15 protein-coding genes are annotated in these 14,937 nt (G+C 67.0%); 7 read left to right on the forward strand and 8 right to left on the reverse strand.

Going from position 1 to position 14,937, the window contains the following annotated elements; genetic code table 11:
• Nucleotides 1–25: 25 nt before the first annotated feature.
• From CEW88_RS03480 to CEW88_RS03500, 5 genes are all read right to left on the reverse strand, one after another.
• Complete coding sequence (locus CEW88_RS03480; protein WP_108964699.1) at nucleotides 26–748, reverse strand: transporter substrate-binding domain-containing protein; 723 nt, start codon at nucleotides 746–748, stop codon at nucleotides 26–28.
• A gap of 50 nt (nucleotides 749–798) precedes the next feature.
• Nucleotides 799–1,581 carry an ABC transporter ATP-binding protein gene (locus CEW88_RS03485; RefSeq protein WP_108964700.1) on the reverse strand — a complete coding sequence of 261 codons (783 nt, stop codon included), beginning with the start codon at nucleotides 1,579–1,581 and terminating at the stop codon, nucleotides 799–801.
• A 146-nt stretch (nucleotides 1,582–1,727) separates the two neighbouring features.
• Nucleotides 1,728–2,168: a TerB family tellurite resistance protein gene (locus CEW88_RS03490; RefSeq protein WP_108964701.1), complete on the reverse strand. Its 441-nt coding sequence runs from the start codon at nucleotides 2,166–2,168 to the stop codon at nucleotides 1,728–1,730.
• Nucleotides 2,169–2,307: 139 nt separating this feature from the next.
• The gene (locus tag CEW88_RS03495; protein WP_108964702.1) at nucleotides 2,308–2,736 is read right to left on the reverse strand and encodes a hypothetical protein; all 429 of its coding nucleotides are present in this window, start codon (nucleotides 2,734–2,736) and stop codon (nucleotides 2,308–2,310) included.
• Between the two features lie 123 nt (nucleotides 2,737–2,859).
• Complete coding sequence (locus CEW88_RS03500) at nucleotides 2,860–3,648, reverse strand: 23S rRNA (adenine(2030)-N(6))-methyltransferase RlmJ (RefSeq protein WP_108964703.1); 789 nt, start codon at nucleotides 3,646–3,648, stop codon at nucleotides 2,860–2,862.
• Nucleotides 3,649–4,039: 391 nt separating this feature from the next.
• Between CEW88_RS03500 and CEW88_RS03505 the strand changes: the two genes are divergently transcribed.
• Nucleotides 4,040–5,116 (forward strand): acyltransferase family protein, encoded by a 1,077-nt coding sequence (locus CEW88_RS03505; RefSeq protein WP_159099541.1) that lies wholly within the window; start codon nucleotides 4,040–4,042, stop codon nucleotides 5,114–5,116.
• An 83-nt stretch (nucleotides 5,117–5,199) separates the two neighbouring features.
• Here CEW88_RS03505 and CEW88_RS03510 read toward each other — a convergent pair whose 3' ends face one another.
• A complete protein-coding gene (locus CEW88_RS03510) occupies nucleotides 5,200–6,843 on the reverse strand; it encodes a CTP synthase (protein ID WP_108967518.1) in 1,644 nt (547 codons plus the stop codon).
• A gap of 171 nt (nucleotides 6,844–7,014) precedes the next feature.
• Nucleotides 7,015–7,395 carry a preprotein translocase subunit SecG gene (secG, locus tag CEW88_RS03515; RefSeq protein WP_108964705.1) on the reverse strand — a complete coding sequence of 127 codons (381 nt, stop codon included), beginning with the start codon at nucleotides 7,393–7,395 and terminating at the stop codon, nucleotides 7,015–7,017.
• Nucleotides 7,396–7,664: 269 nt separating this feature from the next.
• On the opposite strand from secG, the gene CEW88_RS03520 reads away from it, so the two are divergent.
• Nucleotides 7,665–8,606, forward strand: a complete 942-nt coding sequence (locus CEW88_RS03520; protein ID WP_108964706.1) for a DMT family transporter — start codon at nucleotides 7,665–7,667, stop codon at nucleotides 8,604–8,606.
• Here CEW88_RS03520 and CEW88_RS03525 read toward each other — a convergent pair.
• The gene (locus tag CEW88_RS03525) at nucleotides 8,527–9,216 is read right to left on the reverse strand and encodes a thiamine diphosphokinase (protein WP_108964707.1); all 690 of its coding nucleotides are present in this window, start codon (nucleotides 9,214–9,216) and stop codon (nucleotides 8,527–8,529) included. The genes CEW88_RS03520 and CEW88_RS03525 overlap by 80 nt on opposite strands.
• Nucleotides 9,217–9,355: 139 nt before the next feature.
• Between CEW88_RS03525 and CEW88_RS03535 the strand changes: the two genes are divergently transcribed.
• The 5 genes from CEW88_RS03535 to CEW88_RS03555 all read left to right on the forward strand — a co-directional run bounded on the left by CEW88_RS03535 (nucleotide 9,356) and on the right by CEW88_RS03555 (nucleotide 14,753).
• A complete protein-coding gene (locus tag CEW88_RS03535) occupies nucleotides 9,356–11,740 on the forward strand; it encodes a hypothetical protein (protein WP_159099542.1) in 2,385 nt (794 codons plus the stop codon).
• Between the two features lie 263 nt (nucleotides 11,741–12,003).
• On the forward strand, nucleotides 12,004–12,801 hold the full coding sequence (locus tag CEW88_RS03540) for a S49 family peptidase (protein WP_108967520.1): 798 nt from the start codon (nucleotides 12,004–12,006) through the stop codon (nucleotides 12,799–12,801).
• Between the two features lies 1 nt (nucleotide 12,802).
• A complete protein-coding gene (locus CEW88_RS03545; protein ID WP_095881157.1) occupies nucleotides 12,803–12,982 on the forward strand; it encodes a hypothetical protein in 180 nt (59 codons plus the stop codon).
• Between the two features lies 1 nt (nucleotide 12,983).
• Nucleotides 12,984–13,943, forward strand: a complete 960-nt coding sequence (locus tag CEW88_RS03550) for a calcium/sodium antiporter (protein ID WP_108964710.1) — start codon at nucleotides 12,984–12,986, stop codon at nucleotides 13,941–13,943.
• A gap of 21 nt (nucleotides 13,944–13,964) precedes the next feature.
• Nucleotides 13,965–14,753, forward strand: coding sequence for an SDR family oxidoreductase (locus tag CEW88_RS03555; protein ID WP_108964711.1), 789 nt, complete (start codon nucleotides 13,965–13,967; stop codon nucleotides 14,751–14,753).
• Nucleotides 14,754–14,937: the final 184 nt, after the last annotated feature.

A 14,937-nucleotide genomic window follows, 5' to 3' on the forward strand; every position in this document is an offset into this window, starting at 1 on the left:
CAGGGGCCCCCTCGCTCTGGGGCGCTCAGAACGAGGCGCCGATTTCCCACTTTTCGATCAGCGCGTTGAGCGAGCCGTCGTCTTTCATCGACTGGATCGCCGCGTCGAACTTTTCCTTCAGCTCGGTGTCGCTCTGGCGCAGGCCCATGCCGACGCCGCCACCGATCAGCTCGTCCTTGTCGAGCAGCATCACGTCGTCGCTCTCGTCGGCCACGGGCACGAGGTAGCTCTTGTCCGCGAGCACCGCGTCCGCCTCGCCGTTGCGCACGGCGGCGACGGTCTCGTCGGGGGTGGCATATTCGACCAGCGTCGCGCCCATCTCGGCGACAAAGGCGGCCTGGATGGTGCCGGTCTGTGCGGCGATCACCGCGCCCGAGAGATCGATGCCGTCGTTGCCCGACAGCACCAGGTACGCCGAGGGATCGGGCTGGGTGTAGTTCTGGGTGAAGCCGATGACTTCCTCACGGTCGGGGGTGATCGACATGCCGGCCATGATGGTGTCGTAGTTGCCCGACACGAGGTTGGGGATGATCGAGTCCCAGTCGTTGGTCACCCACTCGCAGGTCACCTCGGCGCGGGTGCAGAGCTCGTCGCCCAGCTCGCGCTCGAAACCGTCCACTTCACCGCTGTCGTTGATGAAGTTGTACGGAGGGTAGGCGCCCTCGGTGCCCATGCGCACGACGTCCTGGGCCAGCGTCATCGAGGCGGTCATGGCCAGCGCGGCGGTGCCGAGAAGGATGGATTTCATTGGAGTTGCTCCCTGGTTATATACATGTCCGGGGTGGTCTCTGCCGCCCGTCAGACGTGGCTGGTCGACCGCAGGAAGCCCTGCAGCCGTTCCGATTTCGGCGCGCCGAACAGCTCGGCCGGGGCGCCCTCTTCCTCGATGAGCCCCTTGTGCAGGAACACCACGTGATCGCTCACGTCATGGGCCATCTTCATGTCATGTGTCACGATGATCATGGTCCGCCCTTCGGCGGCGAGGTCCTTGATCACCTTCACAACTTCCTGTTCCAGCTCGGGATCGAGCGCCGACGTCGGCTCGTCGAAAAGCAGCGCCTCGGGCTCCATGCAGAGCCCGCGCGCGATCGCCGCGCGCTGCTGCTGGCCACCCGAAAGCTGCGCCGGCCAGGCATCGGCCTTGTCGCCGATACCGACCTTGTCGAGATAGCGCCTTGCGGCGGCCTCGACCTCGTCGCGCGGGCGGCCAAGTACGGTGAGCGGCGCTTCCATGACGTTCTGCAGGATCGTCATATGGGCCCAGAGGTTGAACTGCTGGAACACCATCGACAAGTTCGTGCGAATGCGCAGCACCTGCTTTGGGTCGGCCGGACGACGGTGATGCCCGCTGCCGTGCCAGCGCACCGGCTCGCCCTTGAATACGATCTCGCCCTGCTGGCTGTCCTCGAGCAGGTTGCAGCAGCGCAGGAGCGTCGACTTGCCGGAGCCCGACGAGCCGATCAGGGAGACCACGTCACCACGCTTTGCGGTGATGCTGACCCCTTTGAGCACTTCAAGCTCGCCGTAGGCCTTGTGCAGATCGCGGATCTCGATGACTGGAGCTTGGGCTGGATCGGTCAAGCCAAACCTTCTTGGGCTGTTGCTGATATTGGCGGCGAGAATGGGCGCAAAATGGCCTGATTGTCCATGCGCAAAACGGCGGCTGTCTTGTGCTTTGCGCGGCGTAAATTGGCATATGCCCGGATTTCAGCCGCTGCCGGTGGGCATCAGCCCGCGGCTTCCACCCGTTGCCGGGCCAACGCCGAATCCCTGTCGTTGATGCCGAGAAGGTTCGCCACCAGCCGCAGCACCGCGTCTTCCTCATCGTCGCGGCTGCCGTCGGCGAGCGCCACTTGCCACAGCGCCTCGATCACCGCGATGCGGTCCTCATAGGCCACGGCATCCTTTATGGCCCGGGTGAAGCGCACGGTGTCCGGGGCCTCGGCCTCCAGAGCTTCGGCGTCGCGGCGCAGCCGCGTGGCCTCGAAGGGCGAGAGCCCGTAGCGCGTGGCGGCGATCCGGTCGATCCGGTCCTGCTCGGATTGGTCGTAGGTCTCGTCGGCGCGCGCGACGCGCACCAGCAAAGCGCAGAGCGCCAGCCGCGCATCGGCGTCGGGCAGGCGGTCAGGGCCGGGATCGACCAGCCGTTTGAGGAAATCAGCGAACATGCGCAAGATATAGCCGCCTTGCGGCGCAGCGCCAACGCCCCGCGCGCGATCGTGTAAAGACGCGCGCCGACGCGCTTTCTTCGTGGCGAAAATGTCCCGTGGAGTGCGCGCAGCGGATGGGGACGGCGCCCCGGATGCCCTAACCCGTCCGGCTCGCGGAAAGATCGCAGGGCGCGACGAAGAGCAGGTGTTCGGCCAACCACAGCGCGGTCTGCCGTGAGCTCGGGGCAGGATCGCTGCCAGCCATCACGTCGCACAGGCAATGCGCCAGCGCCAGCCGATCGCGGTAGCCCACGGCGCGGGCGAGCATGGCGGCAAAACAGGCGGTATCGGGGGCGGCGGCGGCGACAGCTTGGCACGTCAGCCGCATCTCGGCAGCCTCGCGCTGGGTCAGCTCATGGCGCCGCGCCAGCACCGCATCGACCAGCGCCACGCCGATCAGGGGTGGCGCGCCATGCGCCTCGGCGGCGGCGCGCAGCAGCAGCGCCCCGAGCGCCAGCGGCACGTCGCAGGGCTCCAGAGGCGTGGCCTCGGGCGCCGCCATCCAGAATTTCAGCCCGCGCGCCACGGCTGTCTCGGCTGGCGTGCGGGTGGGCGCTGCAGGAAGGAGGGGGCCATCTGTCTCCCGTTGGCATGTGTCAACGGCATTACTCTGCGTCAGCTTGCGGGGCTGGGCAATGGCAGAAAACGGTCAGCCGAGGGCGCCGGCAGAGCGCAGCCGATCGGTAAGCTCGGCAGCGGCCTCGGCAAGTCCCCAGGGCGGGTTCACGATGAACATGCCAGAGCCGATCATCCGGTGACCCTCGCGCGCCGGCGGGAAGCGGATCTCGTGGCAGAGCGCGCCGGGGAAATCTTCGGAGAGCTGGGCGAGCATGGGCACATGCGCGGCGGAGTTGAGGATCGGGTACCAGAGCGCCAGCACGCCGACATTCCATTTCTTCGCAATCTGCCGGAACAGCTTGGGCAGCTCGACATAGTCTTGCTTGAGTTCGTAGGGCGGGTCGACGAGCATCACGCCGCGGCGCGGATCGGGCGGGCAGAGGCTCTGCGCCAGATCGAAACCGTCCTGCCGGTGGATCGCGATATTGGGTGCGCGCAGCGCCCGGGTCAGCGCCGCGTGCTCCTGCGGATGGAGCTCGGCGAGGTGGAGCTTGTCCTGCGATCGCAAGAGTTTGGCCGCGATCATCGGCGAGCCGGGATAGGCGCTCGGGCCGTGCTCGCGGCGCACCTCGGCGAGCGCCTGCAGATACGGGTGTCCTTGGCGGAAGATGCCCTGATACGCCTCGATCCCCTGCGCCGCCTCGCCGGTCTTCACCGCCTCCGCCGAGGTCAGGTCGTAGAGACCGCGCCCGGCGTGGGTCTCGATGTAGCTGAGCGGCTTGTCCTTTTTCGTCATGTAGGAGAGCAACTCGGCCAACAGCGCATGCTTCTGCAGGTCGGCGAGGTTTCCGGCGTGGAAGGCGTGTTGGTAGGAAAGCATCGCAGCCTCGGCAGATGGGCAGATCAACGGGTGGGGCGGGGCAGGGGCCAAACACGCGACCTGCACCTGCCGCCGCAGATAACGCCTGCCGGGCTCGAAGTCGAGCGCGGCTGGGATCGTTCGCCACCTGCTCGATTGCCCCGGTACGTGGCGCCTCTCTGGCGCGAGTGCACGGAGTCTGGCGCGACGGGAAGTTGAGGCTTGCCGAACGCCGATCCATGCGCGACCATCGTCGCTATTGTTTGAAGTGATATTCCATCTTGTTCGTGCAGGCCCAGCCAATGCGGGGGGTGCCCCCTTGCCCAAGCCCGGCTCTGTGCAGAGGAGTGACATAGTGACCATTGATGATTTGATGGCGGCCGCCCGGGGTCGGCCAAGCGGATTTGACTACATGCGCCTGACCCTCTCCGTGCTGGTCCTGCTGATTCACAGTGTGCAGATCGCCTATGGGCAGAGGGTCTACATGGACGCCGTCTGGGCGCATTTCCCGCTCGACGGCCTCGCGATGACCGTACTGCCGATGTTCTTCACCCTGTCAGGTTTCCTGGTGGCGGGCAGCCTCTACCGCTGCCGCACGCTGCTGAGCTTCATGGGGCTGCGCTTCATCCGCATCTACCCGGCGCTGGCCGTCGAGGTGACGATCTCGGCGGTGCTGGTCGGCGGGCTGGTCACCAACCTGAGCTGGCCAGAGTATTTCACCAGCGACCAGTTCTTTCGGTACCTGTTGAACGTTACCGGCCATGTGAGCAATGCCTCGCTCTACCTGCCGGGCGTCTTCGAGACCAACCCCGAGCCGGGCATGGCCAATGGCCAGCTCTGGACCGTGCCCTACGAGTTGATTTGCTACATCGGTCTGGGTGTGCTTGCGCTGGCCGGAGCGCGCAAGGACCGGCGGGTGCTGCTGGCGGGTCTGACGATCTTCATCGCCTTCTCGGTCCTCAAGATGGGGCTGCGGACCGGCTGGCAGTTCGATCCCTGGGTGGGGCCGGTGACCGGCCGGGCGCTGGTGATTGCCTTCCTGCTCGGCATCTGCCTGCACGCCTACCGCGACCGGCTCCAGGTCCACGGCTACCTCGTGACGATCGCCGCATTGGTGGGGGTCATCGGCTTCAGCGTGAGCGGGCTGGGGCAATACATCGGCCTTGTGGCCATGGCCTATGTCACGGTGGGGCTTGGGGTCATGGATCCGCCGCGGCTCGGGGTGCTGAAGAGCGCCGATCTGAGCTACGGCATCTTTCTCTATCATTTTATCATCCAGCAGCTGATCGCGCATCTGCTGCCCGGGATGCGCGAATGGTACTGGATCGCCGCCCTTTCCCTGCCGCTTACCATGCTGGTCGCGCATCTGTCCTGGGTGGGGATCGAGCGGCCCGCCCTGAAGCTGCGCCAGCATGTCTTCGCGCTGGAGTGCAGGATCATGCGCAGCCTGCCGGGCATGTCGGCGTGGCACGCCTCAGCGGAGCGCTGAGCGCCGGGCGACCGCACCCGGAAAACGAAAACGCCCCCGAGGGAGTCCTCGGGGGCGTTTCTCATGTCAGCTGAAGCGCGGGTTCAAACCAGCCGCGAGACCTCTTTCGCCGCGCGGACGAAATCCTTGAAGAGGGGATGCGGATCGAAGGGCTTCGACTTCAGCTCGGGGTGGAACTGCACGCCGATGAACCACGGGTGATCCGGCCATTCGACGATCTCGGGCAGGCGACCGTCGGGCGACATGCCCGAGAAGCACAGACCGCCCTTTTCCAGCGCCTCGCGGTACTTGATGTCGACCTCGTAGCGGTGGCGGTGGCGCTCGTCGATGGCGGTGGTGCCGTAGACCTCGGCGACCTTGGACCCTTCGGTCAGCACCGCGTCATAGGCACCTAGGCGCATGGTGCCGCCCTTGTCGTCGGCCACCGAGCGGTTGACCTTCTGGTTGCCCTGCACCCACTCCTTGAGGTGGTAGACCACCGGCTCGAAGCGCTTCTCGCCGGCCTCGTGGTCGAACTCCTCCGAGCCGGCCTTGGCCACGCCCGCGACATTGCGCGCCGCCTCGATGACCGCCATCTGCATGCCGAGGCAGATGCCGAGGTAGGGCACCTTGTGCTCGCGCGCGAACTGGGCCGCCTTGATCTTGCCCTCGGTGCCGCGCTCGCCGAAGCCGCCGGGCACGAGGATGGCGTCGTAGCCTTCGAGATAGGGGGCGGCATCCTCGCGCTCGAAGAGCTCGGCGTCGACCCAGCTTACGTTGACCTTGACCCGGTTCGCCATGCCGCCGTGGGTCAGCGCCTCGGCGATCGACTTATAGGCGTCCTCGAGCTGGGTGTACTTGCCGACGATGGCGACGTTCACCTCGCCCTCGGGGTTGTGGATGCGCTCGGAGACGTCTTCCCACTTCTCGAGGTTGGGGCGGGGGGCCGGGGTGATGCCGAAGGCATCGAGCACGGCCTGGTCGAGGCCTTCGCGGTGGTAGGCCAGCGGCGCGTCGTAGATCGACGGCAGATCCTGCGCCGCAATCACGCTGTCGGAGCGCACGTTGCAGAAGAGCGCGAGCTTCTCGCGTTCCTTCTGCGGGATCGGACCCTCGGAGCGGCAGACGAGAATGTCGGGCGCGAGACCGATCGAGCGCAGCTCCTTGACGGAGTGCTGCGTCGGCTTGGTCTTCAGCTCCCCCGAGGCCTTGATGTAGGGCAGCAGCGTCAGGTGCATGAAGACGCACTGGCCGCGCGGCTTGTCCTGGCTGAACTGGCGGATGGCCTCGAAGAAGGGCAGGCCCTCGATGTCGCCGACCGTGCCGCCGATCTCGCAGAGCATGAAGTCCACCTCGTCCTCGCCGATCGAGATGAAGTCCTTGATCTCGTTGGTGACGTGCGGAATGACCTGGATGGTTTTGCCGAGATAGTCGCCGCGGCGCTCCTTCTCGAGCACGTTGGTGTAGATGCGGCCCGACGAGATGGAATCGGTCTTGCGCGCTGGAACGCCGGTGAAGCGTTCGTAGTGGCCGAGATCGAGATCGGTCTCGGCGCCGTCATCGGTGACGAAGACCTCGCCGTGCTCGAAGGGGCTCATGGTGCCCGGATCGACGTTCAGATACGGATCGAGCTTGCGCAGACGAACCGAGAAGCCCCGCGCCTGAAGCAGCGAGCCGAGTGCCGCCGAGGCAAGACCCTTGCCGAGAGAAGAAACGACACCGCCGGTGATGAAGATGAAACGTGCCATTGGCAGCGCGACCCCGTGATTTGCGTCAAAAAAGGAGGACACCCACGGCCCATCGAGCCGCAGCATCACGGGAGTCCACGTATAAAGGATTCGGGCCGCACTGTCTAGCCAACCGCAAGATGCTGTTGCGGCTGACAGGCGGCCCTCAAGCTGTTGTTAGTCGAGCAGTTCTTAGTCGGCGCTCGGAACCATCGGCGCATCCGCGCCTGCGTCATTTCCGCCCGACGGAGGGGGCAGGAGGCCATCGGTGTCCAGCGGAGCCGGTGCCGAGGTGTTCGTGTCTGTTGCCGGAGCGGAGCCCGAGAGACGGTCCATGACCGACACGCCGCTGGCATCGCTCGCCGCGAGCACCGTCAGGGTGATCGAGGTGATGATGAAGGCGATGGCCAGGCCCCAGGTGATCTTGCCGAGCGCGGTGGCAGCCGCGCGCTGGCTCATGGCCCCGCCGCCGCCGCCCATGCCGAGACCGCCGCCTTCGGAGCGCTGGAGCAGCACGACGCCGATCAGCGCGAGCGCGAGGAGGAGGTGCACGATAAGGATCACGTTTTCCATGGGGCGTCTCAGGCATTCCGGCTGTGTTGAACGGGCGCTATGTAGGCCAAGGAGGATGCACACGCAACCCGGCTCTTGGCTATGGGGGCAAAGGGCCGCGGCGCTGGGGCAGCCGCGCCGCGCCTGTTGCATGGCACCGGGGTCGTCGCAGCCGCGAAAATGCCCGGGGTCATCGCCTTCGCGGCGGCGCGAGCCCGGCTGGGGGGCGCTTCGAACGCGGAGCTGAGAATGCCTTGTGGGGTCGAGAGGGCGCGGCTAGGCTGCGCGTCATGGCTGGTGATCGTCCCCTTCTCGGTGTGCTCTTGATGCTTGGCTTTTGTGTCGTGGCGCCGATGGGCGATGCGACGGCCAAGCTGCTGGGCGACAAGGTCTCGATCGGCCAGCTGCTGCTGCTGCGCTTCGCCATTCAGGCGGCGGTGCTGATTCCTTTGATGATCGCGACGCGGGGCGTCTGTCGTCTGCGCGGCCGGGTGTTGGGGCTGACGGTGCTGCGCACGGTGATGCACATGCTGGGCATCGCGATGATGTTCGCCGCGCTGCGCTTCCTGCCGCTGGCCGACGCCATAGCGATTGCTTTCGTCATGCCCTTTTTCACGCTGCTGCTGGGGCATTACGTGCTCGGCGAAGAGGTCGGCTGGCGTCGCATGGCCGCGTGCGGGGTGGGCTTCATCGGAACGCTGCTCGTGGTTCAGCCCGCCTTTGCCGAGGTCGGCTGGCCGGCGCTGCTTCCGCTCGGTGTCGCGCTGAATTTCGCGCTTTTCATGCTGGTCACCCGGCAGATCGCCCGCGACGTCGATGCCATCTCGCTGCAGGCCGTCTCCGGCGTGATCGCGGTGGGGATCATGGCGCCGGTGCTGCTGCTTGTGCCGGGCGGCACGGTGCCAGGGCTCGCGCTGAGCCAGCCAAGCGCACCGGTCTGGGGGCTGATCGTCGCGATCGGGCTTCTGGGCACGCTTGCGCATCTGCTGATGACGTGGTCGCTGCGCTTTGCGCCGGGGGCCACGCTGGCGCCGATGCAGTACCTCGAGATTCCCGTCGCCACGATCATCGGCTTCGCGGTCTTCGCGGACCTGCCGAACGGGCTCGCGACGGTGGGCATCTGCGTCACCGTCGCCTCAGGGCTCTATATCCTCATGCGCGAGCGGGCCATCGCGAGGGCGCTTCGAGAAGCGCCCGTTCCAGCGCAGCCAGCGCCGTCACCGGCAGAATGACCAGCATCTTCGGCGCATCGAGGTGCAGCGTGACGCGCGGTGCATCGGTCTCGTTCGACGTGCCGGTGAGCAGGTCGGGCGTGAAGCGCAGCCCGTCGATCGGCCAGCGCAGGCCCTGGCTCGTTCCGCCGACCTCGGCCATCGGGTAGAGCGAGAAGCGGCTGCCGACCGGCAGATCGAGCGCCAGCTCGGGCGGGCAGAGTGCCACGACGTCCTCGCGCCCGACCAGCAGGCAGGGGCGGTCGGGGCGCCGCGCCAGCACCGTCATCGCCGCCAGCTGGTGGTCGAGCCGCGCGCCGAGAAACCCCGCCGCGTAGATCAGAGGTGCCTCGATACTGCGCAGGCACTTGTCGAAATCGGTGCTGTCCTGCTCGGCGATGCGGTGGATGCGCGCGGCGGGGATCCGGGCGCGGTGCTCCTCGGTCAGCGAGTCGAGATCGCCGATCACCGCGTCGGGGGTCACGTCTGCCGACAGCAGCGCCGCGGCACCGCCGTCCGCGGCGACCCGCGTTTTCGTCCGCGCCAGTAACGGCAGGAGTATGTCGGCCGGGCAGTCGCCTCCTCCGACCAGCAGGACGGGAGAGTGTGATCGGATCGGGTCGAAGTTCATGGCTTTTTAGTGGCTTTCCTCGAAAACGACCACAATTTGGTCATGAAATGATACTGTGAAAACCTCAGATTCGGTCAGCTTTGGTCTCCTAGTCGGTGGTAAACAATCTGTTGCAGATCGAGTGAAAAGTGAGCGGAACATGGTGAGTTCGAGCAAGATCCTGACGGTGTCCTACGGCACGTTCTCCTGCACGGCGGAAGGCTTCGATGATCCCCTTGGCGTGGTCAAGGACACGACGCAATTCTTCCGGGGGGTGGTGCGCGAGGACCGCTTCTTTGGGGCGGAACCACCGCAGTTCGATCCCGAGCTTGCCGCTCAGCTCCTTCAGGCGCAGTTGGATGCCGAGGCACAGGGCGGCCGGCTCGTGCTGCGCGGCCCGCTCGCCGATGTGGCCGCCCCGGTTTCGCAGGCCTCGGCACCCGCCGCCGCGCCCGATGTTTCCCGGCCCGCTCCAACCCGGCCCGCCGCCGAGGTGATCGGCCCGGACGCGGACCGTGGCATGGAAGCGGCGCTGGCCGAAACCGCGGCCCGCGCCGCCGCAGAGGCGCAAGCCGAAGCCGCAGAAACGCAAGCCACCGAATCCGAGATCGCCGACCCAGAGGCAGAGGTCGCCCTTTCGCGCAGGGATTCGCTTGCCGCCGAGGCCGCCTTCTTCGCCGCGGAGGCCGGGCAGGCCGCGGGCGACGAGTATGACTACGAGGACAGCGCCTTCGAGGTCTCCGCAGCACCGGCGCCACGTGCCGCCCCGCACGAGGCGGCGCAGGACGAGGCCGCAGACAGCGTCGCCGCCAAGCTCCGCCGCATCCGCGCGGTGGTCTCGGGCGGGGCCGCCGCCTCTGCCCTCGCCGCACAAGACGAGGCCGATCAGGACGACTCGGCGCAGCAGGATGGCGCAGATACGGTGGCCGCCGTCTCTGCCATGCTCGGCAGTCTCGCGTCCGAAGAGACTGCCTCCGCCGCGCCTTACGCAGGGGTCGCGGAGGACGGTCTCGCCGCCTGCCTGATCGACGAGGCCACGAGCCCCGGAGAAAACGACGTTATCGCCGAGTCCGAGGCCGAGAGCGCGCCGGCACCGCTGGCGCTGACCCCCGAGTTTGCCGCCAAGCCCGAGGCCCCGGCCGAGAGCCCCTCCGAATCCCAGCCGACCGAGCAGCGCCGCAGCCCGCGCCGCGTGCGCGTGGTGAAGGTGACCCGCGCCGCCTTTGACGCCGCCGTCGCCTCGGGGCAGCTCGAGCAGATGGACGAACCCAAGCCCTCGAGCAGCCTCAGCGCCGAGGACGAGGCGGAGCTGGCCCGCGAGCTGGAGGCTGTGAAGGCCGAGCTCGCCGCCGGGCTCGAGAGTGAGTGGGACGAGGTCGAGGATCTCGAGGCGCTCGCCGCTGCGCCGAGCGCCGAAATTCCGCTGGAGGCCGAGCAGGTGCTCGCCGATCTCGAGACAGAGGCGGCAGAGGACGACGCGGAGGACTCCGCCTGGGGCGACGAAGACCGGGATGACGAAGACCGGGATGAAGAAGACCGGCAAGACGAAGACCGGGATGACGAGAACTGGGACGACGAGGCCCTCGACGACACCGACTGGGACTTCGAGGCGGCCGAGCCTGACGACCACGTCAAGGGTACGGCCGGTGCCGACGTCGCAGAATACGATGACGCGGATGAGGACGACCACGGCGCCGAGGACGCCGCGGCCTTTGCCGCCGCCTTCGACGAGGCCCCCGATGCGCAAGACGCAGGCCAGCAAGAGGACGCGCTCGAGGATGCCGTCGCGCGCATGGCCCATGAGGACGTGCGCAAGGCGGTGAAACTGTCGAGCCTGGCGCGGGTCATGCTCACCGAGCAGAGCGTCGAGGACAATGACACCTCGCGCATCCTCGACGAGACCAACACCCAGATGGAAGAGCCCGAGGGCAACCGTCGCCGCAGCGCCATCGCGCATCTGCGCGCCGCCGTGGCCGCGACACGCGCGGACCGGCTGCTGGGCCGCAAGAAGGATGCCGAGGCGCAGGCCCAGCCCTACCGCGAAGATCTCGCAGACGTCGTGCGCCCGCGTCGCCCTGCGGCCCCGAGCCGCGCCGAACGCCCCGATGCGCCGTCGGTCGAGACCGCCATCGAATCGCGCCCTGCGCCGCTCAAACTGGTGGCAGAGCAGCGGGTGAATGTCGCCGCCGAGGCAGCCGCCACCCCATTGCGTCCGCGCCGCGTGACCTTGGCGGACATCGACACTGCAGATGCCAGCGGGGGCGATTTCGCCGATTATGCAGACAGCGTCGGCGCCCACGATCTGCCGGAGTTGCTCGAGGCGGCCGCGGCCTACCTGTCCTATGTCGAGGGCCACGCGCAGTTCTCGCGCCCGCAACTGATGACCAAGGTACGGCAGGTCGAGGGGCAGGACTCGAGCCGCGAGGACCGGCTGCGCAGCTTCGGCCAGCTGCTGCGCGACGGTAAGATCGAGAAGACCGGCGGCGGGCGGTTCACCGTCTCCGAGCGGATCAGCTTCAAGCCCTCGGCGCGCGCCGTCGGCTGAGCCGAAGATCATCACGATCAAGAAAGGGCGGGGCGCGGCTTCCGCCCTTTTTCGTTGCCTTGGAGGGGGACTTGGTGCCGCTGGGGCAGCGCGGGGTCCGCCCCGCGCGGCCCTTGGGAGCCATGCTTCCCCGGGATGTTTCTGCCCAGAAGACAAGACTTTTTCGGGTGCCGCGTGGCGTGTGGGCGGGCCGTGCCGCATCACGCAAGAGTTCTTTTTGCCTCCGTCTTGTCGTTGCGGTGGGGCGTGTCTACATCACGCGCATGCAAATCCCGATCCCCTTCGTGAAATCAAAGCCCCTCGTCTCGGTCGTCCGCCTGCAGGGCGCCATTGGCCCGCAGGGGCGCGGCGCGCTGAACGACGCGGCGCTGGCGCCGGTGCTCGAACGGGCCTTTCGCCGCGGCAAGCCCAAGGCGGTGGCGCTCGAGATCAACTCGCCCGGCGGCTCGCCGGTGCAGAGCTCGCTGATCGGCGCGCGCATCCGCCGCCTGTCGGAAGAGACCAAGGTCCCGGTCTTTGCCTTCGTCGAGGATGTGGCGGCCTCGGGCGGCTACTGGATCGCCTCGGCAGCGGATGAGATCTTCGCTGACGAAAGCTCGATCCTCGGCTCGATCGGGGTGATCTCGGCGAGCTTCGGCGCGCAGGTCTTCCTCCACCGGCAGGGCATCGAGCGGCGGGTGCACACCGCCGGCAAATCCAAGAGCATGCTCGACCCGTTCCGCCCCGAGACCGAGGAAGATGTGGCACGGCTGAACCGCATCCTCGGACAGCTGCACGAAACCTTCATCGCGCAGGTCAAGGCGCGGCGCGGGGGCAAGCTGAAGAACGATCCCGACCTCTTTACCGGGGAGATCTGGATCGGCCGCTCGGCGGTCGAGGTCGGGCTCGCCGATGGCGTGGCGCATCTCGTGCCCGGGATGAAGGCACGCTACGGCGACAAGGTGAAATTCCGCCGCTACGGCATGAAAAAGCGGCTGATCCCGCGGCTCGGTCTGAGCCTCGCGGAAGAGGCGCTGGGGCTGATCGAGGAACGCGCGGGCTACGCGCGCTTCGGGCTCTGACATGCTGGCAAAGGTCGTCGCCCTCTTTCTGGTGGTCATCGCGGTGCTGGGGATCTTCGGCAAGCTGCGCATGCCCGGGATCGGGCGGCTGAGCCGCCGCGAGGCGGGAAGGAAATGTCCGCGCTGCGGCCGGTACCGGATCGGCAAGGGGCCGTGCCCCTGCGGCGAACGAAAGGTCTGAAATGGTATTTCTCTACGCGGCCCTGGGCCTTGTGATCCTGCTTCTTGCGGGGGATGCGCTGGTCAAGGGGGCGGTGAACCTGTCCTTGCGCATGGGCATCCCGGCGCTGATCGTCAGCCTCACGATCGTTGCCTTCGGCACCTCGGCGCCCGAGCTGCTGATCTCGATCCAGGCCGCGCTGGACGGAGTGCCGGGGATCGCGCTGGGCAACGTCGTGGGCTCGAACACCGCCAACGTGCTGCTGGTGCTGGGCATCCCGGCGCTGATCACGGTGATCCATTCTTCGACACATGACACGCGCAAGAGCTATGCCATCATGCTCGGTGCCACGGGTCTTTTCATCGCGCTCGCCTTCCGCGGGGTCTTTGACTGGATCGCCGGCCTGATCATGCTGGCGGTGATGGCGGCGATCCTCTGGGATTCGGTGCGCGACGCGCTCTGCCATCGCAAGAATGGCAAGGAGGCGTCCTGCGAGCCGGACGAGCTCGAAGAACCCGAAGGGGCGGACCCGGACATGCCGGGCTGGAAGATCGCATTCTACCTGGTGCTGGGCCTTGTTGGCCTGCCGGTGGGGGCGAACCTGCTGATCGACAGCGCCACCGAGATCGCCGCCATGTTCGGTGTGCCCGACACGGTGATCGGCCTGACACTGGTGGCGCTCGGCACGTCACTGCCCGAGCTTGCCACCACGGTCATGGCGGCGATCCGCAAGCAGGCGGATGTCGCGCTTGGAAACGTGATCGGCTCGAACGTCTTCAACCTGTTGGCGATCATCGGGGTGGCCTCGCTGATCAAACCGATGCCGGTGGACCCGCAATTCCTCAGCTTCGATCTGTGGGTGATGCTCGGGGCCTCGCTGATCCTGGTGCCCTTCGTCTTCCTTGGCCGGGACATCGGCCGGGTCTGGGGGGTTATCCTCTCGGCGCTCTACGTCGGCTATGTGACGGTGGTTCTGATTTAAACGGTTTCGGGGGAGAAACGCATGGGACTCGAGAAACGTGCGCTGGTCACCGGCGCGGGCAAGCGGCTGGGCCGCGCAATGGCGCTTTACCTCGGTGAGCGTGGCTTCGACATGGCGGTGCATTACGGCGGCTCTGCCGAGGCGGCGGACGAGGTGGCGCAGGCGCTCCGCGCCATGGGCCGCACCGCGGTCACCCTGCAGGCGGACCTGCTCGATGAGGCGCAGAGCGAGACGCTGGTGGCGCGCGCCGCCGAGGCGCTTGGCGGGCCGCTCGGGCTGCTGATCAACAACGCCTCGATCTTCGAGCACGACGACATGCAGACCGCGACCCGCGCCAGCTGGGACCGGGCGATGGAATCCAACCTGCGGGCGCCCTTCGTGCTGCTGCAGGGGTTTGCCGCCCAGGCACCGGAGGCCGAGACCGACGACCGTGGCGAGCCGCGCGCGCGGGCGCTCTGCGTCAACATGCTCGACCAGCGGCTGCGCAAGCTGACGCCTGAGTTCATCAGCTACACGCTGGCCAAGTCGGCGCTCTGGACGTTGACCCAGACCGGAGCACGGGCGCTGGCGCCGAAGGTGCGGATCAACGCCATCGGGCCCGGGCCGACCCTGCAGGGGGCTGACCAGAGCGCCGAAGGATTCGCCCGGCAGCGCGCGGCGACGGTGCTGCAGCGTGGTTCCAACCCAGAGGACATCTGCGGTGCGCTGGGGTACTTCCTGGACGCTCCGGGGGTTACCGGGCAGTTCCTCTGTACCGATGGCGGGCAGCATCTCGCCTGGGAAACCCCGGACACCTGCGACCGGGAATAAGGTCGCGGTTTGACCAGCTTGGGGAGTCCTTGCGGCACCCTCCCATGCAGTCGCTGCGGCAAGTTGTGCACGTGTCACACTTGCTTCACGAAACCGTTGGGAAAGCGTCAAGCTTTCAAGGGTTTGAAGGTGGATATCGAAATCTTTTTCGCGATATCAATGGGTTATAATTCCGCCTAATAAT

Source organism: Alloyangia pacifica (genome assembly GCF_003111685.1).
Lineage (GTDB): Bacteria > Pseudomonadota > Alphaproteobacteria > Rhodobacterales > Rhodobacteraceae > Salipiger > Salipiger pacificus_A.

Bases quoted from the DNA above. Each gene is read 5' to 3' on its own strand.
- CEW88_RS03480 (WP_108964699.1), bottom strand. From the start codon at position 748: ATGAAATCCATCCTTCTCGGCACCGCCGCGCTGGCCATGACCGCCTCG.
- CEW88_RS03490 (WP_108964701.1), bottom strand. From the start codon at position 2,168: ATGTTCGCTGATTTCCTCAAACGGCTGGTCGATCCCGGCCCTGACCGC.
- CEW88_RS03500 (WP_108964703.1), bottom strand. From the start codon at position 3,648: ATGCTTTCCTACCAACACGCCTTCCACGCCGGAAACCTCGCCGACCTG.
- CEW88_RS03505 (WP_159099541.1), top strand. From the start codon at position 4,040: ATGCGCCTGACCCTCTCCGTGCTGGTCCTGCTGATTCACAGTGTGCAG.
- CEW88_RS03510 (WP_108967518.1), bottom strand. From the start codon at position 6,843: ATGGCACGTTTCATCTTCATCACCGGCGGTGTCGTTTCTTCTCTCGGC.
- secG (WP_108964705.1), bottom strand. From the start codon at position 7,395: ATGGAAAACGTGATCCTTATCGTGCACCTCCTCCTCGCGCTCGCGCTG.
- CEW88_RS03520 (WP_108964706.1), top strand. From the start codon at position 7,665: ATGGCTGGTGATCGTCCCCTTCTCGGTGTGCTCTTGATGCTTGGCTTT.
- CEW88_RS03525 (WP_108964707.1), bottom strand. From the start codon at position 9,216: ATGAACTTCGACCCGATCCGATCACACTCTCCCGTCCTGCTGGTCGGA.
- CEW88_RS03535 (WP_159099542.1), top strand. From the start codon at position 9,356: ATGGTGAGTTCGAGCAAGATCCTGACGGTGTCCTACGGCACGTTCTCC.
- CEW88_RS03540 (WP_108967520.1), top strand. From the start codon at position 12,004: ATGCAAATCCCGATCCCCTTCGTGAAATCAAAGCCCCTCGTCTCGGTC.
- CEW88_RS03545 (WP_095881157.1), top strand. From the start codon at position 12,803: ATGCTGGCAAAGGTCGTCGCCCTCTTTCTGGTGGTCATCGCGGTGCTG.
- CEW88_RS03550 (WP_108964710.1), top strand. From the start codon at position 12,984: ATGGTATTTCTCTACGCGGCCCTGGGCCTTGTGATCCTGCTTCTTGCG.
- CEW88_RS03555 (WP_108964711.1), top strand. From the start codon at position 13,965: ATGGGACTCGAGAAACGTGCGCTGGTCACCGGCGCGGGCAAGCGGCTG.